This is a genomic window from Nocardia mexicana NBRC 108244 (assembly GCF_001613165.1).
Taxonomy (GTDB): domain Bacteria; phylum Actinomycetota; class Actinomycetes; order Mycobacteriales; family Mycobacteriaceae; genus Nocardia; species Nocardia mexicana.
This window is the reverse complement of record NZ_BDBV01000142.1, coordinates 1-19,306: the sequence shown is the minus strand read 5'-3', so window position 1 is coordinate 19,306 and position 19,306 is coordinate 1. Positions and strand designations below refer to the sequence as shown.

Here is a 19,306-nt window from a genome sequence, read left to right as displayed (position 1 = left end):
GGCCGCGAGGGCCGCCGCGGACGAATCCGAGCGGGCGAGCGCGCGCACCGTGTGGCCGTTGCCGAGCAGTTCGGCGACGACGGCCGAGCCGATCAGGCCGGTGCCGCCGGTGATGAAGACGTGCATGTCTCCTCCTCGACAGTGACGGGACTGTTGTCTCATCACCATATCAGAGTGATGGGACAACAGTCCCATCGCTTACCATGGCCGCATGGCACGGTGGGAACCTGGAGCGCGGGAGCGGCTCGTACTGGCTGCTGTGGATCTGTTCACCGAGCAGGGATACGACGCCACGACGGTGGCGCAGATCGCCGAGCGCGCCGGTCTCACCAAGAGCACCTTCTTCCGGTACTTCCCCGATAAGCGCGACCTGCTGGTGGCCGGGCAGCAGACGTTGAGCCGACTGCTGGCCGAGGGGATTGCCGAGGCGCCCGAGGGTGCCACACCGCTCGCGGCCGTCGCGGCGGGTCTCGAACGTGCGTCGAGCGCCATGGGGCCGATGAACCGCGAGCTCGCGCCCCGCCTGCAGGCCGCGGTCGCCGCCAATGTCGAACTCCAGGAACGGGATGCGCTCAAACATGTGGGTCTCGCGGCGGCCATGACCGACGCCCTGCTCGCCCGGAATGTGCCGAACCCGGCTGCGCATCTCGCGGCCGAGCTCGGCGTCCTCGCGTTCAAACAGGGCTACGCCCGGTGGCTGGAGGCCGACCGGGACGCCGCCCTGGCGCCGTACTGCCTGACGGCCCTGGAGGAACTGCGGGCGGCAGGCCGATCGCTCACCTGAGCTGCTGGAGGCGAACTGTATTCCTGACTAAAAACTTAGTCAAAGTGAGAGCTGCACGTCGACAACGGCGGTCGGGATAGATGTCTCACTATGTCGGGTCGCTGGCACCGGCCGGTCCCGACCGACAGCATGATGGTGGGATGGACGAGCGGGTGAGCGCATGCGCGCATTGCTGATACTGATCGTCGTGCTGGCGATCGCGCTGGTCGCGGGCGACCGGGTCGCCGTCGTGCTGGCGCAGAACGAGATAGGCCGAAAGATCGCCGCCGACTACAACCTCCCGAACCAGCCGAGCGTCGATATCGGCGGCTTCCCGTTCCTGACCCAGGCCGTCGACGGCCACTATCGCGAGGTCGGCATCCGCGTCGGCGACTGGAGCGGAGAGAACCTCACCGTCCACGACCTCGACGTCACACTGACCGACGTGTCCGCGCCGCTGGGCGACCTGCTCCAGAACCGCACATCGAACCTGGTCGCGGCCACCGCGACGGCGACGGCGGTGGTTCCCTACGACACCGTGCAGGGCTTCGCGCCACCGGAGGTGGAGTCGATCACCCACGGCCCGAACGGTTTACGGGTCACCGGGACATTCTCGGTGGAGGGTGTCCCCGTGCCCGCCACGGTGGATGTGACGGTCGCGCCCACCGACGACGGCATCGAGGTCACGCCGGTCGCGGCCCAGCCCGCGACCGGTGGACCGACCATTTCCCTGGCCATGCTGCGCAGCACGCTCACCTTCACGGTGCCGCTGCAGCGCCTGCCGCTCGGCGCCCGGCTGACGGCCATCCAGCCGGAACCGGACGGCCTCCACGCCACCGCCGTGGCCCACGACGTGCGCTTCTCCGACCTCGCGCAACAGAACTAGTACCGCTCGCCGAGTCGGCAGCGGCGCAAGGTATTCGATCGTGGGCGGTTACAGACTCGAGCCGCGCCAGGCCAATTGCAGTTCGGTCTTGCCGGTCGCGGGACGGAATGCGGACAGCGCTGGGCCGCAACCGGTTTCGAAGGCCGCGGCGCGGGCGGGCGGTAGCCAGGCCTGGTCACCGCCGAAGGACGAGTACCAGATCTCCGTGCCGCTGGCCGATTTCCAGGCCAGGTGCAACCGCCCGTCGTGGGCGGTCAGCGCCGGTGCGAGATCGGAGTAGGCGTCGGGCGGGTTGGCCCGGGAGGTCCAGGAGACGCCGTTGCGCGAGCTCCACAGCCGAATCCATTTGTCGTCGTCGAGCGTCGCCTTCGTCCCGCGGTGGGCGAGGAACAGAGTGTCGTCGAGCGCCGCGACGGCGGGACCGGCGGCGGAAGCCATTCCGGGCAGACCCATCGGGGAGCTCCATCCGGACCCGCTGCGGGCCGAGGCGTAGAGGCCCTGGTCGGAGGTGATCAGATGGTCGCCGCCGCGCCAGAAGGCATGCAGGACACCGCGGAACACGACCAGGGCCGGTGCGCGGGCGGTCTCGCCGCCGCCCAGGATCTGCTGATCCTCCCATTTGATGCCGTCGGTCGAGGTGGACCAGTAGATGCTCTGGTCGCGTCCGGCGCCTTTCCAGGCCAGGTGCAGCGTGTCGGTGCCGACATTGTCGGCCGCGCACAGGGCCGGTCGGTCGGAGGTGCCGACATACGGCAGGTTCCACGGGGTGGCCCAGGTATCGCCGTCGCCGGTGCTGGAGAACCAGATGCTGTCGGTGCTGTCGTCCGCGCGCCAGGCCATGTGCAGGGAGTGCTGGAACACGGCCAGCGTCGGTGCGTCGGGCGAGGTGGCGCCGGGTACCGGAGTCTGGTCGACCCAGGTGCCGCCCTGGGCTGCGCCGGACGTCCAGAGCCGGGTATCGGGATGGCGGGGGGAAGGTCGGGATATCACGGGACTCACCGCGGCTTTCTGCACTGAGATGGTGGAAATTGCGGAGAAGAGAACGGCGACATCGTTGTGCGGCCGAGGAGTCTTCAGTCTAGTTCGGCAGCCCCGTGATCAGTCGAAAAACCTTCATAGAGAGCGCCATTGGGTGGGGCTGCACCCGTGGCGCTGCCGGAACCAGCGGGAAAAGTTTCCGGGTGAGGAGAAGGCGAGCAGTTCGGCGATCTCGGTGAGGGAGTGGCGGCGATTGGCGACCAGGCGCTGGGCGAGTTCGTCACGGGTGGTGTCCAGCAGGGAGGTGAAGGTTTCCCCCTCGGCGGCGAGGTGCCGGTGGATGGTGCGGCGGTCGACGCCGAGGCTGCGGGCGATCTGCTCGACAGAGCATCGGCCGGTGGGCAGCAGCAGCTCGACGAGCTCACGGACGCGGTCGGAGGTCGTGGCGGTGCCGGTGTCTCGGAGGGAGTCGAAGAACTGTTGCGCGTAGGAGCGCAGCTGCGGATCCGACATGGCATTGGCGGTGTCGAGATCGGTTGTGTAGGTGAGTATTCCGTCGAAGTCCTGGTCGAAGGTGACGTGCGGCCCGAGCAGTCGGTGTCGCGTGCCGTGGCCCCGGGGCGCGGGATGGGTGAAGCGGACTTCCATCGGCTGCCAACCGGTTCCGAGGAAACCGCGGAGGAGTCCGTGGAGTACGCCGACGGCGAGTTCGACCGCCTGCCGGGTCTCGCCGGGCGATCCGACGTCGAGGGTCAGTCGGATGGTGGCGATCCCGTTGTGCTCGGTGAGGCGGGTGTGCAGTGCCTCGTTGTACATGTGCTCGTGCCGGGCCATGATGCGCAGGGCGCTGCGGACGTCGGGCTCGTCCCGCAGCACCAGGCTCAGCGGCCCGAGATTGGCGAAGCGGCGGCGTTCGGCCAGCCGCAGACCGAAGTCCTCGCATCCGGACGCGCTCGCGGAGCGTTCGAGGAGGTCGGCGATGGCGGCCGCGGGAACCCAGCGGTCCTGCAGGCTCAGGCTGGCTGGATCGAGACCCGCGACGCGGATCAGCTCCACGGGGGCGATACCGAGGGACTGGCCGAGCTCGACGTAGCTGTGCAATGCGGCGTAGCGGGCCAGCGGCTTCACCGCACCTCCGATGTCTCGAGATGAACATATTTCTGTCCCGCCAGGATAAGCGGTGCCTTGGAATCCGGCTTAACGTGGGTTGTATCACGGCGTTGATCAGCGGAAAGGAGGACATCGTGCTCGGTGAGCGCACCCGAGACGACCTCCTGCTGACCACTCGCACCGGATAGCCCCCGCTTTTGTGCGCGCCCGAACCCGGGCGGCGGGAACGGCGGGTTCCCGGACATCTGTTCGTCGGGCACGAGCCGACCGCGCCTGCGCGGATGTGGCGGTATGGAGAGGAGATTCGACTGTGGCACAAGCTGTTCGCTTCTATCGGACCGGTGGGCCGGAGGAGTTGCGCTGGGAACGGGTCGATGTGGGTGAGCCCGGCGCGGGTGAGGTGCGCATCCGCCACGAGGCGGTCGGGCTGAACTTCGCCGACACCTACTTTCGCAGTGGCCTGTACCCGGCCGCGTTGCCCGCGGGCATGGGAGTCGAAGCGGCCGGTGTGATCGAGGCGGCCGGCCCCGGGGCGGGTGATTTCCGGCCCGGTGACCGCGTCACGTACACCGGAAGTCCGCTGGGCGCCTACAGCACGGAGCGGGTGATGCCTGCCGAACACCTCATACGCCTGCCCGAGGACATCGGCTTCGAGACGGCGGCGGCCATGACGATGCGGGGATTGACGACGGCATATCTGCTGCGGCGGATCCATTCGGTGCGGGCGGGTGACACCGTGCTACTGCACGCCGCCGCCGGTGGTGTCGGCCTGATCTTCCTGCAGTGGGCAAAGCTGTTGGGCGTCACCGTGATCGGCACGGTGTCGAGCCCCGAGAAGGCCGAGATCGCCCGCGCCCACGGCTGCGACCACGTGGTGATCTACACCCACGAGGACGTCGCCGCGCGGGTGCGCGAGATCACCGGGGGCGCAGGCGTTCCCGTTGTCTACGACAGCATCGGCAAGTCGACGTTCCAGTCGTCGCTGGACTCCCTGGCCCGGCGCGGCCTGCTGGTGTGCTTCGGGACGGCGTCGGGTCCGGTGCCGCCGATCGACGCGATGCAGCTGGCGGTCAAGGGGTCGGTGTTCGTGACCCGGCCCGCGCTGGCCGACTACATCGCCGACCCCGCGGAGCGTGCCGAGCTGGCCGGAGAACTGTTCTCCCACGTGGCTGCCGGGCGCATCCGCATCGAGATCAACCAGCGTTACGCGCTGGCGGATGCGGTGCGGGCGCATCGCGATCTGGAATCGGGCCGCAGCATCGGCTCCTCGGTCTTCACCGTGTGAGCCCGCGGCCCGGCCGTCCCTGCAACCCCGAGGAGTGATCATGACAACCGTTGTGCCTGTGAAGAATTCGATGATGCGCGGGTCGTTCGGCGTGCAGCCGCTGACCTGTCATATCGGCGCCGAGCTGTTCGATATCGACCTGGGCGAGGTGGCGCGCAGCGACGACCTGTTCGCCGAGCTGCGGGCGCTGCTGCTCGAGTACAAGGTGCTGTTCGTCCGCGACCAGGACATCACCCGTGCCGAACATGTTTCTCTCGCACGACGTTTCGGCCCATTGGAGGATCACCCGGTACTGGGCAGCGACCCGGACAATCCCGGGTTGGTACGCATCTACAAGGACCTCGACAGCGCGCCGGAACATTACGAGAACGCCTATCACTGCGATGCCACCTGGCGCGAATCCCCGTCGATGGGCAGCGTGCTGCGCTGTGTGGAGACGCCGCCGGTGGGCGGGGACACGATCTGGGTGAACATGGCCGAGGCCTTCCGGCGCCTGCCGGAATCGGTGCGGGAACAGATTCGCGGCCTGCGCGCGCGGCATTCGATCGAGGCCAGCTTCGGCGCGGTGCTGCCGATGGACAAGCGGCATCAGCTGCATGCCCGGTACCCCGACGCGGAACACCCGGTCGTGCGTACGCATCCGGAGACCGGCGAGGAGATCCTGTTCGTCAACTCCTTCACCACGCATTTCGTCAACTATCACAACCCGGAGAATGTACGGTTCGGCATCGACTACGCGCCGGGCGCCGCGGAGCTGCTGCACATGCTGATGCGCCAGGCGAGCGTGCCGGAATACCAGGTGCGGTGGCGGTGGACGACGAACAGCTTCGCCATCTGGGACAACCGCAGCACCCAGCATTACGCGGTGCAGGACTACTGGCCCGGGGTCCGCAAGATGGAGCGCGCCGGGATCGTCGGCGACACGCCGTTCTGAAAACGCCCTATTAACAACACTTTTCGATCGAGATCGGAGTATATCCATGTATTTCCACGATGATTCACTGTTCCCGGAGACACAGGAGAAGCTGGTCATCACCGTGGCGCCGTACGGTCCGGAATGGGAGCCGGACGATTTCCGTGAGGACCTGCCGCTGACGATGGACGAGCATGTGCAGCAGGCGGTGGACTGCTACAACGCCGGTGCCACGGTGCTGCACATCCACGTGCGGGAACTCGACGGCAAGGGCTCCAAGCGGCTGTCGAAGTTCAACGAACTGCTCGGACGGCTGCGCGAGGCCGTGCCGGAGATGATCCTGCAGGTGGGCGGGTCGATCTCGTTCGCGCCGGAAGGCGAAGGCGCGGAGGCGAAATGGCTGTCCGACGATACCCGCCACATGCTCGCCGAACTGGATCCGAAACCGGACCAGGTGACGATCGCCATCAACACCAACCAGATGAACATCGTGGAGTTGATGACCGACGACGACATCGCGGGAACCTCGATCACCCGGCCGGAGGTCTACGAGGCCTACCGGGAGATGTATGTCCCGGCCGGGCCCGGCTGGGTGGACGAGCATCTGAAGCGGCTGCAGGCCAACGGTATTCAACCGCACTTCCAGCTGGCCAACATCGCGCAGCTGGAGACCGTGGAGCGGCTGATCCGCCGCGGCGTGTACACCGGGCCGCTGATGGTGACCTGGGTCGGCATCGGCGGCGGCTTCGACGGACCGAACCCCTACAACATGATGGAGTTCATCCGCCGGGTGCCCGACGGCGCGGTACTGACGCTGGAGACGCTGATGCGCAGCTGCCTGCCGGTCAACACCATGGCCATCGCCATGGGCCTGCACGCCCGCTGCGGCAACGAGGACACGCTATGGGGCCGCAAGGGCGAGAAGACGACCTCGGTGCAGCAGATCGAACAGCTGGTCCGCATCGCCGGTGAACTGGGCCGCGAGGTCGCCACCGGTAAGGAGGCCCGGCAGATCTACAAGCTCGACGAGCGGTACCGCGACGCCGACGAGACGCTCGCCAAGATCGGGTTCGCGCCCAGCCGCAGGCCGGGTCAGCTCGGATTCACCCACCACGCCTGACTCGCCGATCAATTCTCAGCTCCGGCGGGCGGTCTACCGTCGCCGCCCGCCGGGTCATGTAGGAGCACCAATGGAGTTGCGCACAGGGGCGGGCACGGCCGGGCGGATCTATCCCTGGCTCGTGTTCGCCCTCGCCTTCGGATTGCTGCTGGCCGACTACATGTCCCGCCAGGTCCTCAGCGCCGTGTTCCCGTTCCTGAAAGACGAATGGGCGCTGTCGGATTCCCGGCTGGGCTCGCTCAACAGCGTCGTCGCCCTGATGGTCGGAATCCTCACCCTGCCGCTGTCGGTGCTGGCCGATCGCTGGGGCCGAACCAGAAGCCTGGTGCTGATGGCCGTGCTGTGGAGCATCGCGACGCTGCTGTGCGCGCTGGCCACCGGCTACGACCATATGCTCGCCGCCCGGTTCTTCGTCGGGGTGGGGGAGGCGGCTTACGGGAGCGTCGGAATCGCGCTGGTACTAGGTATTTTCGCCGCCCATCGGCACGCCGCGCTGAGCGGGGCGTTCATGGCGGGCGGGTCGTTCGGGTCGGTGCTGGGGGTGTCGCTCGGCGGCGTCATCGCCGTCCATCTCGGCTGGCGCTGGGCCTTCGCCACGATGGCCATCGCCGGACTCGTTCTGGCCGTGGTGTTTCGGGCGCTGGTCAGCGACGCCAAACTGTCCCGGTACGCGGTGGAGGCCGAGCCCTCCGGATCGGCGGCCGCGGACTTCCGGGCGCCGGTGTCCACCTTGTTCACCAACCCCGCGGTGCTGTGCGCCTACGCGGGCAGCGCATTACAGATCTTCACCGCGGCGGTGCTGCTGTCGTGGCTGCCGAGCTTCTTCAACCGGTCCTACGGCCTGGCGCCGGACCGCGCGGCGGCGGTGGCCGCGGCATTCGTCCTACTGGTCGGGGCCGGAATGGTCGGGTGCGGGGTGGTCACCGATCGCGTCGGCCGCGCGGACATGTCGCGGAAGTGGACCGCCGCCATCGTGTTCTGCCTCATCTCGCTGATCTGTCTGACCGTCGGATTCACCCTGGACACCGGGCCGCTGCAGCTGACGCTGATCGGCATCGGCGCGCTGTTCTCGGGCGGATCCTCCGGGCCGACGGCGGCCATGGTCGCCAACCTCACCCACGCCTCGGTCCGGGCCTCGGCGATGGGCACCCTCACGCTCGCCAACAGTCTGTTCGGGTTGGCGCTGGGGCCGTTCGTGGTCGGGGTGCTCGCCGACAGCGTGGGGCTGCCGACCGCGCTGTCCCTGGCGCCGCTGACCTACGTCGCCGCGATCGCCGCGCTGATCCTCGGCCGCCGTCTGTATCCGGCCGGGCTGCGCAGGCGCGACGCTCTCGGCAGCGCTTCGCCCGATGACCATCCGGCTCTTGCCGACGCCGCACCGTACCGTCCACGCGCCCAAGGAGATACCGCATCATGAACCACAGCCGACCGACCGTCGTGATCGTGCCCGGGTTGCGCGATCACGTCGCGGAGCACTGGCAGACACTGCTGGCCGACACCCTCGACCGGGTGCGGATCGTGCCGCCCCTCGAACGCGACGAACTCAGCCGTGCCGCGCGGGTCGCCGCCCTCGACGCCGTCGTCACCGCCGTCGACGGCCCGGTGGTCCTGGTCGCGCACAGCGCCGGGGTCATGATCACCGTGCACTGGGCGCAGCAGGCCACCCGGCCGGTCGACGGCGCGTTGCTGGCGACGCCACCGGACTTCGAATCACCGCTGCCGGACGGCTATCCGACCAAGAGCGCCCTGGATCTGAACGGCTGGAACCCGATTCCGCGGCGGCGGTTGCCGTTTCCGACCATCGTGGCCGCCAGCAGTACCGATCCGCTCGCATCCTTCCGCCGCGTCGCCGGGCTGGCCGAGGCGTGGGGGAGCCGACTGGTCGACCTCGGTGATGTCGGGCATCTGAATCCTGCTGCGGGCTACGGTCATTGGCCGCGCGCCGAGGAACTGCTGCACAAGGTCGTCGCCATGACCGCACCGGACACGCCGGAGGTGGCGCGATGAGCACCGTGCTGGGCTCGGCGGGCGAGGCGGTCGCCGATATCGTCTCCGGATCCTCGCTGGCGGTCGGCGGATTCGGGCTGTGCGGCATTCCCGACACCCTCATCGAGGCGCTGGCGGCGGGAGGCGCCACCGATCTCGAGATCGTCTCCAACAATTGCGGTACCGACGATCACGGACTCGGAATCCTGCTTGCCGACAAGCGAATCCGACGAATCACCGCCTCCTATGTAGGTGAGAACAGCGAGTTCGCGCGCCAATACCTGTCCGGCGAGCTCGAGGTCGAACTCACGCCGCAGGGCACGCTCGCGGAGAAGCTGCGGGCCGGGGGAGCGGGTATCCCCGCCTTCTACACACCGGCCGGGGTGGGGACACCGATCGCCGACGGTGGGCTGTCCTGGCGATACGGCGCCGACGGATCCGTTGCGGTCGCCTCGCCGCGAAAGGCCGTGCGCACCTTCGGCGGTCGCTGGGCGGACCGGCGCTATGTGCTGGAGGAGGCCATCACCACCGACTACGCCCTGGTGCACGCCCTGATCGGCGATACCGAGGGCAACCTGGTGTTCGCCAAGTCCGCCCGCAACTTCAACCCGCTGGCCGCCGCGGCGGGACGGATCTGCATCGCCGAGGTCGAACAGCTGGTCCCCGCGGGCGATCTGGACCCCGGCCGGGTCGACCTGCCGGGCATCTTCGTCGACCGCATCGTGCACGCCGGTGCACAGCGCAAGCAGATCGAGAAACTCACCGTCGCGATTCCCCAGGAGGCGAAATGAGCTACGCGCCAGAGAAACTCGGCTGGCCACGCACCGCCATGGCGGCCCGTGCGGCGCGCGAACTGCGGCCGGGACAGTACGTCAATCTCGGCATCGGACTGCCCACCCTGATCCCCAACCACCTGCCCGGCGATGTGCGGGTCGTCCTGCATTCGGAGAACGGCATCCTCGGCACGGGGCCCTATCCGGCGGAGCACGAGGTGGACGCCGATCTCATCAATGCCGGTAAGGAAACCGTGACGGTGACCGCGGGGGCGTCGTACTTCGACTCCGCCGCCAGCTTCGGCATGATCCGCGGCGGTCACATCGACACGGCGGTGCTCGGCGGCATGCAGGTCTCCGCCACCGGTGACCTGGCCAACTGGATGGTGCCCGGTCGCATGGTCAAGGGTATGGGCGGCGCGATGGACCTCGTCCACGGCGCGCGCCGGGTGATCGTGCTGATGGAGCACACCGACAAGTCCGGGGCGCCGAAGATCGTGCGCCGCTGCACATTACCTCTGACGGGGGAGGGCGTGGTGCACCGCATCATCACGAATCTCGCCGTCATCGATGTGACTGGTGACGGCCTGGTGCTACAAGAATGCGCGCCCGGAGTGCGCGAATCCGATGTGCGGGCGGCTACCGAGGCGCCGCTGATCGCTGGGTGCGTGTCGCGGAATCTCCTGTCTCGCAACGCCGAAAAGGATCCCCGACCGTGCTGAACCTCGCGATGCTGCTGGAAGACACCGCCCGTCGCTACCCCGACGACGATGCCGTGCGGCTCGGCGACGAACGCCTGACCTACGCCGAGTTGGATGCCCGCGCCAACCAGGTCGCCCACCTGCTGGTGGCGCGCGGTGTCGAACCCGGTGACAAAGTCGCGCTGTCGTGCCCCAACCTGCCGGAATTCGTTGCCGTCTACCACGGCATCCTCAAGGCGGGCGCGGTCGTCGTCCCGCTCAACATTCTGCTCACCGCTCCCGAAATCGCCTACCACCTCACCGATTCCGAAGCCGACATGTACTTCTGCTACGAAGGCACCGCGGAATTGCCGATGAGCGAGTACGGTCTCGACGGATTCGAGGACGCCCCCGGCTGCCGCGAGATGGTCGTCATCACCACCGATCCCGCCGCACCCTCGCCCTATCCCGGCATCGATACCCTCGCCCAGGCTCTCGCCTCGCGGCCGGAGAGTTTCGACACCCTCGTACGCCGCCCCGACCACACCGCGGTGGTCCTCTACACCAGCGGCACCACCGGAAAACCCAAGGGCGCGGAGCTCACTCACGCGAATATGGTGCTGAACGCGCTGACGGCCAACCGGCTGTTCGACAACAAACCGGAGCGGCACGACATTCACCTCGTCACGCTGCCGCTGTTTCACTCGTTCGGCCAGACCATCAACATGAACGCGGGGCTGTCGGTGGGATCGACCCTGGTGCTGATGCCGCGGTTCGATCCGGGCGCGGCGCTGCAGGCGATGGCGGACGAGCAGATCACGTTCTTCGCCGGTGTCCCGACGATGTACTGGGGGCTGCTCAACGCTCTCGGCGAGGGTGTCGACGTCGACCGTGTCGCGCGGACGCTGCGGCGCGCGATCTCGGGCGGAGCGGCTCTCCCGGCCGATATCCACGCCCGTTTCGCGCAACGGTTCGGTGTGCAGATCCTCGAGGGGTACGGGATGTCGGAGACCTCGCCGCTGGCCCTCTTCGCCGATCCGGACCGCGCCTCGCGTCCCGGCTCCATCGGCGTCCCGGTCTGGGGTGTCGAAGCGCGCCTGGTGGATTCGGAGTGGAACAGTGTGATCGGCATCGGCGAGGTGGGGGAGATCGCGCTGCGTGGCCACAATGTCATGAAGGGCTATCTCAACCGGCCGCGGGCCACCGCCGAGGTGCTGCGCGACGGCTGGCTGCGGACCGGTGACCTGGCCCGACGCGACGTCGACGGGTTCTATTACATCGTCGATCGGGCCAAGGACATGATCGTGCGCGGCGGATTCAACGTCTACCCCCGCGAGATCGAGGAAGTCCTGCTCACTCATTCGGGTGTCTCGCTCGTAGCCGTTGTCGGTGTGCCCGACGACCGATACGGCGAGGAGATCGCGGCATTCGTTGTGCCGGAAGAGGGTTCCGGTATCACCGATACCGAGCTGATCGCTTGGTGCCGAGAGCGGCTGGCGGCCTACAAGTACCCCCGGCGCATACGGTTCACCGACGCTCTGCCGATGACGGCCAGCGGCAAGATCCTGAAGCGAGAACTTCGTCTCCCGCAATGAAAGCCGGGTCGTATCGCAAGCATCCGGTGCCTGACACCGGATCGGCGAGCGTGTTGTGACCCCGCTCCCCGAGCCAGGCACAGACCACTGTGCCGACCGCATCAACGAGGATGAGGATCCCATGAAGATGAGGAAAACCGCTGTCACCGTGGTACTTACGGCCACGGCGACAGCTCTCGCCGCCGTGCCCGGCGCGGCCACGCCACTGCCCGCACCGCAGAACTCGGTCCACTACGAGGTGCGCCGCGACGGTGATACCGCCGTCCTCATCCTCGGCGACGGTGCACCGAGAATCGTCGGCGATCAACTCGTCGTCGCCGATCACACCGACCGGCCGGTCGCAGCGATCCCGCTCACCTACCAGATCGACAGCGTCGCCTACCCCATCGACGCTCGACTCGACGGCAACACCGCAATCCTGACCCCGCTACGAGAGAACAGCCGCGCCGCGGTCGATCCCGGCCGGGTCGTCAACGCCGACCAAGCCATCCAGCACGTCGCCGAATCGTTCAACCCGCGCGACACACAGGCACTCGCGGTCTTCGCCCAGCGTGTGGCGATCGGCGCGGCCGTCAGCACCGTCCTCGGCGCCATCCTCGGCGGCGGTATCGGTTGCCTGGTCGGTGGCGCCGCCGGAGCGGCCATCTCGAGCCCCGTGATCGCCCTCCTACTCCCCTTCGTCGGCGCCACCATCGCCGGTTGTGTCCTCGGCGCCGCAACTCTCGGCGCCGTCGGCGGCATCGCTGCATCATCCTCGCCGGAGGCCCCATAACCCTGTTCTCCGCCATCCAGTACTTCTCCACCGTCCTCACCCCCTGCCCACCCGAACTCGCCTACTGCAGGGATCCGGCGCAGCCGGGCCCGGCCACGAAATAGCGCGGGTGGGCTTCGACAACGTCGTCATTCCCCGATCTGATCGCGACCGTTCAACGTCGAGGTCCGTCACGTCGCCGCTTGGAGTCTGCTGTGGACCGGCGTGCGGCGGAGCAGTGGATAGTGTGGCCGTATGCGGAGCGAACGCCCCGGGCGGGTGATCTTTCTCAATGGGACGTCGAGTTCGGGGAAGACCACCTTGGCTCGGGCCATCCAGGACGAGAGCGATGTTCCGTTCGTCTACTGGGGTATCGACACGCTGTTCGACATGGTGCCGCCGAATTGGGGTGGTGGGCGCGACGGGCCGCGCAGCCGCGACGGGTTCTGGTACGACCGCACGGGCAGCGACGCCGACGGGCGGCCACTGGTGGTCATCCGCTACGGCGCGGTGGGGTTGCGGATGCTGCGGTCGGCGTTCGCCGCGGCGGCCGAATTCGCTTATGGCGGTGATCATCTGGTGATCGACGAGATGCTGTTGGCCCCGGAGCTGATGCCCATGTGGATGGACGCACTCGCAGGTCTGGACGTGCGACTGGTCGGTGTCATGTGTCCGCTGGCGGTCGCGGAGGAGCGAGAGTTGGCGCGCGGCAACGAGATCGGGCTGGCCCGCGGGCATCTCCGTACGGTTCACGATCACGAGCACGCCTACGACATGGTGGTCGACACGACCACGGGAACGCCCGCCGAATTGGCCAGGGCCGTACTGCTGTGCCCGCCGGCCTGAATATCCCGATCTACTTCTCCTCCAGGCCGTTTCGGTGGCCCGAACGGTTACGCCGGGAGCTGCCGAGCATCGGGCGCGCGGTGCGCGAGGAGCAGCGCAGGGGTACGGAGTGGGAGGGCAGAAGTCTCGAGGTCACGGGGATGGCGGCGGTCAGTGCGAGGGTTGCGAGACCGGCGGTGACGAAGGATCCGGCGATGGCGAAGATTGTCACGGCGAATGTCAGGCAGGTGATGACGGCCAGGATCGCGGTTCCCGACTCCACCCCGAGTATCAGCTTCGGGGGATGCGGCGTTGCGTCCATACCTGGGAGTACCCATACCGCAGGCCGGCGAACCGGGTGAATCGTACCGACGCCGGTCCTCTCGGCAGTGATCAACCCACGGGCGGAGTCGCCGAGTCCGGGTGTGCGCGTTCGCGCCAGCTTCGGTTCTTCGCGCGATTGCCGCAGAGGGTCATATCGCACCAGCGGCGCGAGCGATTGCGTGAGGTGTCGAGGTAGGCCCAGCGGCAGTCGTCGGACGCGCATGCCTTGAGTCGCAGCCAGTTTCCGGAGGACCGGACGGCGAGGTAGTCCTGTGCGACGGTGGCGATGTATCGACCGGCGAGATCGGTGCCCGTCGCGTCCAGTCGTGGTGGCCGCCGGTGGTCGCCGAGATGCAGATACAGCGGCGCGGTTTCCAGGATCGTCCGGGCGGCGGACAGGATCCGTTCGTCGGGTTGCTGACCGTTGTTGGCGGCGGCGAGCTGGCGCAGCGCCTCGCGCAGCTGCCGGATGTCGCGCAGTGCCGAATCCGCTTCGTGCTCATCGAGTTCGGACTCCGCGCAACCGGTGATGTCGGCCAGCCAGGCGGGGCCGCGTTCGTCGGCCAGCGCATCGTCACCGTCGGGGCAATGGCGGGTATTGATGAACGCCACCAGCCTCCGTGCCGCATCCTCCGCAATCACGAGACCATCATAGCCCGTTGACTGGTTAGTCGCTCCGGCCGTAAACTAACCGTCATATCGAGTTAGATGGTCATTTTCAGCAACGGAGTAAGCCCATGTTCATTGCCGCTCTCTCGCGACCACTGAGAACCACTGCGGTGCAGACCATTTCCACCGGCATCGTCCGATACAGCCTGGTACTCGTACTGGCCTGGCTGGGTGCGATGAAGTTCTTCACCTATGAGGCCGAGGGCATCGAAAGCTTGGTCGCGAACTCGCCGCTCATGTCCTGGCTCTACCGATTCCTGAGCGTTCAGGGGCTGTCGAATCTCCTGGGGGTCATCGAGATCGGACTGGCCGCCCTGATCGCGCTGTGGTGGCTTATGCCACGAATCTCGGCCCTGGCCAGCGCCGGGGCGGTGGCGATGTTCCTGATAACGCTCAGTTTCATGATCACCACCCCGGACGTCTGGCAGCCCGGCTACGGATTTCCGTTCCTCGGCGCGGGCGCGGCGTTCCTGATCAAGGATGCGGTTCTGCTCGGCGCGGCCGCGGTGACCGCGGCCGAATCGTTCACCCGGGCACGCGCCCCGATCCCGTCGACGGGCCCGCGATAGATCGCAGTCGCCCCGAGCGGATCGGGGCTGCTGCCGGCCGCGTCGGCCAAGGCTATTCGACCAGGGCGTCGGGTAGTGACTCGTGGTAGTGGATGCCCTTCCAACCCGCGTCGGTCCGATGCGCGATCAATCCCCGGGTCGGGGGATCAGGCCTTGGTGGCGACGATCAGGACGTTCTTGCCGAACAGTCTGCTGGTGACGGACTGGAGGGCCTTGCTCAGCGGGAAGACGGCGCGGTCGTAGAGTTTCAGGGCGGCGGGGTTGATCGTGCCGTCGCTGCGGCCGAAGAGCTTGTAGGCCAAGGTCGCGAAGAAACCGATCGGGTCGCAGTAGCGCGATTCGACGATCAGCAGGCCCGATTTGCGGAGAATCTGCTCGAGCTGGGCTCGGCGGTAGCGCCGGTAATGTCCCACCTTGACGTCCATGGCCGAGAAGAGCACCTCGAGTGCGGGAACGTAGACGACCAGGGTGCCACCGGGGCGCAGCAGCGAGGCCAGACGCTGCGCCGCCGCCTGATCGTTCTCGATGTGCTCGAGGACATTGAACGTGTAGATGACCCCGTACCGCTCGGGTTCGCCCGGGGTCTCGTCGACCAGCTGGTAACCCTTCGACCGGAGTGCGGACTGCAGGGTGGGATCCGGTTCGAGGCAATCGGGGACGATGTGCCGCGCGGCCAGCAGGTCGGCGTAGGTTCCCGACCCGGCGCCGAAGTCGAGCACACGCAGGCCCGGCGCCGTCACGTGCTTCTCGACGGTATCGACCAGGAACCTGTTGTAGTTGACGGCCTCGGCCATCGCTTCGAGGTTGGAACACCCCGTATAGGCAAACCCGCTACTGGTCACGATGTCGCCCCTATCGCTCGGTGCAATGGTGGCTCTCCGCACCGTCAATATGCCACATCGTATGCCGAAAATTTGCTACATACCACCGGCGTGCCGCCGAGCTGGCCCCGGGCCGGTTGCCTACACGCTTTGACCCACCCCGGCCGCGATCGGCTGCTGGATTCCGGATTCGGGCGGGCAGCGGTCGAACCACGGTCGAGCGGTTTCGATCTCGGCCGCGAGCTGCAGGAGCAGGTATTCGCTGCCGGAGGGGCCGACGAACTGGGTGCCCAGGGGCAGCCCCGCGGCGGTCCAGTGCGTGGGCACGCTCATCGCGGGACGGCCGGTGATATTGGCCAGCTGGGTGAAGGGGACCGCGGAGAGGTTGGCGGTGACCAGATTGCGGTAGAAGTCGGTGCGGGACAGCACTTTCCCGGCGCCGAGTTGGAGGAAGGGCGGCAGCACGGTATCGGCCAGCGCGGGGGTGCGGTTCTGGCCGATGCGCAGCGGAGGCACCGCCAGGGTCGGGGTGAGCAGGAGGTCGTAGGTGCCGTGGAATTCCGCCAGTGCCCGGGTGTAGTCGTTCCAGCGGGCGTGGGCCAGGACGAGTTCGGGTGCCGACAGTGCCCGGCCCACCGCCGCCAGGACCTGGGTATCGATATCGAAATCCGTTGGCGACGAACGTGTCAGGCGGCAGGTACGGTCCAGTTCGGCGGCGGCCGAGGCGGTCCAGACGGTCATGAAGTCCAATGCCAGCCGGCGGCCGTCGATGCCGAGGGTGGCGGGTTCCACGGTGTGGCCCAGGGATTCGAGCAAGGCGGCGGCGTCCTCGACCGCCCGGACCGCCTCGGGATCGACCGCGGTGCCCTGCGGGGAATCGCTGGTGAAGCCGATGCGCAGGCGTCGGGGCGGTTCGGTGACGGCGTCGCGGAACGGCCGGTCGGGACGCGAAACCGTGTAGGGCGCACCGGGATCCGGCTGAGTGAGGATATCGAACATGGCCGCGGTGTCGCGGACGCTGCGCGACAGCACGCCCGGTGTCGCGGCGCCGAACAGCGGATCGCCGACATCGGGACCGCTGGGGACCAGGCCGCGCCCGGGCTTCAGGCCGAACAGGCCGGTGCAGGCGGCGGGGATGCGGATGGAACCGCCGCCGTCGCTGGCGCCCGCCATGGGGACGACCCCGGCGGCGACGGCCGCCGCCGAACCACCCGACGAGCCGCCCGGAGTGCGGGTGGTGTCCCACGGGTTGCGCGTCGCGCCGAAGGTCCTGGTCTCGGTGATGGCCTTGCTGCCGAACTCGGGCGTGGTGGTCTTGCCGAAGATCACCAGACCGGCGTCCAGCCAGCGCTGCACGACGGTGCTGTGGCGGGCGGCGCGGATCGAGCGCAGCGGCCCGGTACCGGCGGAGGTCGGGTATCCGGCATAGTCCTGACCGAGGTCCTTGAGGAGGAACGGCACCCCGGCGAGGGGGCCGCCGAGATCGGATCGCCGGGCGAGTTCCTCCCCGTTCTTCTCCATCAGCAAGCTCACCGCATTGATCGCCGGATCGACCTTCGCGCAGCGCTCGAGCGCGAGCCGCAGCAGGTCCGCCGGGTGCACGTCGCCCCGGGCGACGAGCTCCGCCAGACCGACCGCGTCGTACCGGCGGTATTCGTCGTACCTCATCGTCGTCTCCTCGTCGCGGAATGCCCGGCCGCCTCCGAGGATAGCCGTACCACTCGGTTACGCAACCGCTCGGAGCGAGTAGAATTTTCCCGCTGTGACGACCCGTTATGCTCCTGCGATGACCGAGCGGAACGGCGAGACGAAGCTGGACGGTCGCGCGCTGCGGTTCCAGCACCGCCGCCCGGAGCTGCTCGCCGCCGCGACCGAATACGTTCTCGACAACGGCGTGCGCGACCTGTCGCTGCGTCCGGTGGCCCGCGCGCTCGGCGTCAGCCACGCCACGCTGATCCGGCACTTCGCGACCAAGGAGGCGCTCGTCACCGAGGTGCTCGAGCGCATCCGCGCCGATTTCGAACAGCACCTGCTCGGTGAACAGCTGCAGGCCGTCGATTCGCCCGCGGACCTGCTGCGCGCCACCTGGCGGCATCTGTGCCGCCCGCGCGAACAGCGCCAGTTCCTGGTCCTGTTCGAGCTCGTCGCGACCGCCGCGCGCACGCCCGACCACGTGGGGTCCCGGCTGGTCGTCGACTGGCTGACCGTGATCGAACGCGAACTCGAGAGATTTCACTGGCCGGTCGAAACGCGCTCGCGGACGGCGACATTCATCCTCGCCCAGGTACGCGGGCTGCAGCTGGACCTGATCACGACCGGTGATCGCGCCCGCGTGGACGAGGCGTTCGAGGCGGCCGTGGATTTCCTCATGCACCAGCGTGGAACGGTCCCCGATCAGCGCGGGTTGATCAGCGGATCGAAGGCGGCACGAACGTCGCCGTCGGACGAGCTCACGTAGAACCGCGGCGGCGGGCCGAGGTCGGCGAAACTCCGATAGTGCAGGGTGTCGGGACAGCTGGCGCCGCCGATCTGGATCCGGGCATCCGTGATGAGCCTGCCGGTCCGAACCTCATAGGCGCGCACCGGAATTGCGCGTTTGTGAAAGGTCACGTCCCCGGTGCGGTGGGATGTTTCGGTGACGTACGGGCAGGTTTCGACCGGATCCCCGTATTCCGTCGGGCCCGCGCAGAGGATCAGCACGGCGTCGGCGGCATCGCGGGCGCGCCACTCGGCCGGGAATTGCTGTGTGTCGGTGCCGTTTCCGAAAAGCAGCGCGAGATCCGGGCCGGGCGGGCCGTAGGGCCGGGCGCCCGCGTACGGCTGCGGCCGGGAGCAGTAGGCCGGCTGGCCGTTCGGGTCGGTGGTTCGCAGCGAGGTGCGGAGCGTGTCCAGCTGGCAGGCGATCCTCGCCGCCGGTGCTATCCGGACGGCGACCTCGGTGGCGCGGTCGAGCGGGGTGCCCGTCGGCGGTCGCTGCGCGAGCCAGTCGGTGATCGTGACCGTGTGGCAGGCGTTCCCGGTGGGGAGCCGCCCGAGGAATCCGTCGAGGACTCGGCGGACCATGGCGTCGTGGCCCGGGTAGAGGGCGATCACGCTAGACATGGTGTCGAAACCTGTTGCCAGCGCGGAGATGTCACCGCTCAGCGCGGTATCGAGGGTGGTGGTCGCGCGCCGCAGCAGGGCGCACGCCCGCACGGTCCGGTCGACGGCCGCCGTCGATGGGGCGTCGGCGACGCGGTGGCCCGCCCACATCCGGTC

Annotated in this window: 22 protein-coding genes; 14 read left to right on the top strand and 8 right to left on the bottom strand. The window is 68.0% G+C overall.

Going from position 1 to position 19,306, the window contains the following annotated elements:
- Positions 1-126, bottom strand: a 126-nt coding sequence (locus NM1_RS42840) for an NAD-dependent epimerase/dehydratase family protein (protein WP_157124107.1), incomplete at its 3' end; no start/stop codon positions are given.
- A gap of 85 nt (positions 127-211) precedes the next feature.
- On the opposite strand from NM1_RS42840, the gene NM1_RS39155 reads away from it, so the two are divergent.
- Positions 212-784 (top strand): TetR/AcrR family transcriptional regulator, encoded by a 573-nt coding sequence (locus tag NM1_RS39155; protein ID WP_068032639.1) that lies wholly within the window; start codon positions 212-214, stop codon positions 782-784.
- Between the two features lie 160 nt (positions 785-944).
- Entirely contained in the window at positions 945-1,649 is a 705-nt protein-coding gene (locus NM1_RS39150) for an LmeA family phospholipid-binding protein (protein WP_068032637.1), read from the top strand.
- Positions 1,650-1,697: 48 nt separating this feature from the next.
- Here the strand turns inward: NM1_RS39150 and NM1_RS39145 are convergent, their stop codons facing one another.
- Positions 1,698-2,639 (bottom strand): hypothetical protein, encoded by a 942-nt coding sequence (locus NM1_RS39145; RefSeq protein WP_147289111.1) that lies wholly within the window; start codon positions 2,637-2,639, stop codon positions 1,698-1,700.
- A gap of 123 nt (positions 2,640-2,762) precedes the next feature.
- Positions 2,763-3,755: an AraC family transcriptional regulator gene (locus NM1_RS39140; RefSeq protein WP_068032631.1), complete on the bottom strand. Its 993-nt coding sequence runs from the start codon at positions 3,753-3,755 to the stop codon at positions 2,763-2,765.
- A gap of 292 nt (positions 3,756-4,047) precedes the next feature.
- On the opposite strand from NM1_RS39140, the gene NM1_RS39135 reads away from it, so the two are divergent.
- From NM1_RS39135 to NM1_RS39090, 10 genes are all read left to right on the top strand, one after another.
- Positions 4,048-5,022, top strand: a complete 975-nt coding sequence (locus tag NM1_RS39135) for a quinone oxidoreductase family protein (protein WP_068032629.1) — start codon at positions 4,048-4,050, stop codon at positions 5,020-5,022.
- Positions 5,023-5,062: 40 nt separating this feature from the next.
- Positions 5,063-5,956 (top strand): TauD/TfdA dioxygenase family protein, encoded by an 894-nt coding sequence (locus tag NM1_RS39130; RefSeq protein WP_068032644.1) that lies wholly within the window; start codon positions 5,063-5,065, stop codon positions 5,954-5,956.
- Positions 5,957-6,002: 46 nt separating this feature from the next.
- Entirely contained in the window at positions 6,003-7,055 is a 1,053-nt protein-coding gene (locus tag NM1_RS39125; protein ID WP_068032627.1) for a beta-keto acid cleavage family enzyme, read from the top strand.
- Between the two features lie 70 nt (positions 7,056-7,125).
- A complete protein-coding gene (locus NM1_RS39120; protein WP_084520470.1) occupies positions 7,126-8,472 on the top strand; it encodes an MFS transporter in 1,347 nt (448 codons plus the stop codon).
- Complete coding sequence (locus NM1_RS39115; RefSeq protein WP_068032625.1) at positions 8,469-9,062, top strand: RBBP9/YdeN family alpha/beta hydrolase; 594 nt, start codon at positions 8,469-8,471, stop codon at positions 9,060-9,062. Before NM1_RS39120 ends, NM1_RS39115 begins: the two co-directional genes overlap by 4 nt.
- The gene (locus NM1_RS39110; protein WP_068032624.1) at positions 9,059-9,832 is read left to right on the top strand and encodes a CoA transferase subunit A; all 774 of its coding nucleotides are present in this window, start codon (positions 9,059-9,061) and stop codon (positions 9,830-9,832) included. The genes NM1_RS39115 and NM1_RS39110 overlap by 4 nt, the downstream gene beginning before the upstream one ends.
- Complete coding sequence (locus NM1_RS39105; protein ID WP_084520469.1) at positions 9,829-10,536, top strand: 3-oxoacid CoA-transferase subunit B; 708 nt, start codon at positions 9,829-9,831, stop codon at positions 10,534-10,536. Before NM1_RS39110 ends, NM1_RS39105 begins: the two co-directional genes overlap by 4 nt.
- Positions 10,530-12,089 (top strand): long-chain-fatty-acid--CoA ligase, encoded by a 1,560-nt coding sequence (locus NM1_RS39100; protein ID WP_068032622.1) that lies wholly within the window; start codon positions 10,530-10,532, stop codon positions 12,087-12,089. Before NM1_RS39105 ends, NM1_RS39100 begins: the two co-directional genes overlap by 7 nt.
- Before the next feature lie 127 nt (positions 12,090-12,216).
- Positions 12,217-12,861 carry a DUF8020 domain-containing protein gene (locus tag NM1_RS39095; RefSeq protein WP_147289110.1) on the top strand — a complete coding sequence of 215 codons (645 nt, stop codon included), beginning with the start codon at positions 12,217-12,219 and terminating at the stop codon, positions 12,859-12,861.
- A gap of 234 nt (positions 12,862-13,095) precedes the next feature.
- On the top strand, positions 13,096-13,686 hold the full coding sequence (locus tag NM1_RS39090) for a chloramphenicol phosphotransferase CPT family protein (RefSeq protein WP_068032618.1): 591 nt from the start codon (positions 13,096-13,098) through the stop codon (positions 13,684-13,686).
- Positions 13,687-13,696: 10 nt separating this feature from the next.
- Here NM1_RS39090 and NM1_RS39085 read toward each other — a convergent pair whose 3' ends face one another.
- Together NM1_RS39085 and NM1_RS39080 are read right to left on the bottom strand one after the other, a co-directional pair.
- Positions 13,697-13,987: a hypothetical protein gene (locus NM1_RS39085; protein WP_068032616.1), complete on the bottom strand. Its 291-nt coding sequence runs from the start codon at positions 13,985-13,987 to the stop codon at positions 13,697-13,699.
- Between the two features lie 71 nt (positions 13,988-14,058).
- A complete protein-coding gene (locus NM1_RS39080) occupies positions 14,059-14,631 on the bottom strand; it encodes a CGNR zinc finger domain-containing protein (RefSeq protein WP_068032614.1) in 573 nt (190 codons plus the stop codon).
- 137 nt (positions 14,632-14,768) lie between these two features.
- On the opposite strand from NM1_RS39080, the gene NM1_RS39075 reads away from it, so the two are divergent.
- Positions 14,769-15,227 (top strand): YkgB family protein, encoded by a 459-nt coding sequence (locus tag NM1_RS39075; RefSeq protein ID WP_246011611.1) that lies wholly within the window; start codon positions 14,769-14,771, stop codon positions 15,225-15,227.
- Positions 15,228-15,373: 146 nt separating this feature from the next.
- Here NM1_RS39075 and NM1_RS39070 read toward each other — a convergent pair whose 3' ends face one another.
- Together NM1_RS39070 and NM1_RS39065 are read right to left on the bottom strand one after the other, a co-directional pair.
- Positions 15,374-16,021 carry a class I SAM-dependent methyltransferase gene (locus tag NM1_RS39070; protein WP_084520468.1) on the bottom strand — a complete coding sequence of 216 codons (648 nt, stop codon included), beginning with the start codon at positions 16,019-16,021 and terminating at the stop codon, positions 15,374-15,376.
- A 168-nt stretch (positions 16,022-16,189) separates the two neighbouring features.
- Positions 16,190-17,716, bottom strand: coding sequence for an amidase (locus NM1_RS39065; protein WP_068032610.1), 1,527 nt, complete (start codon positions 17,714-17,716; stop codon positions 16,190-16,192).
- Between the two features lie 118 nt (positions 17,717-17,834).
- On the opposite strand from NM1_RS39065, the gene NM1_RS39060 reads away from it, so the two are divergent.
- Positions 17,835-18,506 (top strand): TetR/AcrR family transcriptional regulator, encoded by a 672-nt coding sequence (locus NM1_RS39060; protein WP_068032608.1) that lies wholly within the window; start codon positions 17,835-17,837, stop codon positions 18,504-18,506.
- Here the strand turns inward: NM1_RS39060 and NM1_RS43245 are convergent.
- A partial coding sequence (locus NM1_RS43245; protein WP_218022192.1) for a hypothetical protein occupies positions 18,443-19,306 on the bottom strand: 864 nt, incomplete at its 5' end. The two genes, NM1_RS39060 and NM1_RS43245, sit on opposite strands and share 64 nt — an antisense overlap.

Excerpts from the sequence above, each read along its gene's own strand:
- NM1_RS39155 (WP_068032639.1), top strand. The coding sequence starts at position 212 with ATGGCACGGTGGGAACCTGGAGCGCGGGAGCGGCTCGTACTGGCTGCT.
- NM1_RS39150 (WP_068032637.1), top strand. The coding sequence starts at position 945 with ATGCGCGCATTGCTGATACTGATCGTCGTGCTGGCGATCGCGCTGGTC.
- NM1_RS39130 (WP_068032644.1), top strand. The coding sequence starts at position 5,063 with ATGACAACCGTTGTGCCTGTGAAGAATTCGATGATGCGCGGGTCGTTC.
- NM1_RS39125 (WP_068032627.1), top strand. The coding sequence starts at position 6,003 with ATGTATTTCCACGATGATTCACTGTTCCCGGAGACACAGGAGAAGCTG.
- NM1_RS39120 (WP_084520470.1), top strand. The coding sequence starts at position 7,126 with ATGGAGTTGCGCACAGGGGCGGGCACGGCCGGGCGGATCTATCCCTGG.
- NM1_RS39115 (WP_068032625.1), top strand. The coding sequence starts at position 8,469 with ATGAACCACAGCCGACCGACCGTCGTGATCGTGCCCGGGTTGCGCGAT.
- NM1_RS39110 (WP_068032624.1), top strand. The coding sequence starts at position 9,059 with ATGAGCACCGTGCTGGGCTCGGCGGGCGAGGCGGTCGCCGATATCGTC.
- NM1_RS39105 (WP_084520469.1), top strand. The coding sequence starts at position 9,829 with ATGAGCTACGCGCCAGAGAAACTCGGCTGGCCACGCACCGCCATGGCG.
- NM1_RS39095 (WP_147289110.1), top strand. The coding sequence starts at position 12,217 with ATGAGGAAAACCGCTGTCACCGTGGTACTTACGGCCACGGCGACAGCT.
- NM1_RS39090 (WP_068032618.1), top strand. The coding sequence starts at position 13,096 with ATGCGGAGCGAACGCCCCGGGCGGGTGATCTTTCTCAATGGGACGTCG.
- NM1_RS39085 (WP_068032616.1), bottom strand. The coding sequence starts at position 13,987 with ATGGACGCAACGCCGCATCCCCCGAAGCTGATACTCGGGGTGGAGTCG.
- NM1_RS39070 (WP_084520468.1), bottom strand. The coding sequence starts at position 16,021 with ATGGCCGAGGCCGTCAACTACAACAGGTTCCTGGTCGATACCGTCGAG.
- NM1_RS39065 (WP_068032610.1), bottom strand. The coding sequence starts at position 17,716 with ATGAGGTACGACGAATACCGCCGGTACGACGCGGTCGGTCTGGCGGAG.
- NM1_RS39060 (WP_068032608.1), top strand. The coding sequence starts at position 17,835 with ATGACCGAGCGGAACGGCGAGACGAAGCTGGACGGTCGCGCGCTGCGG.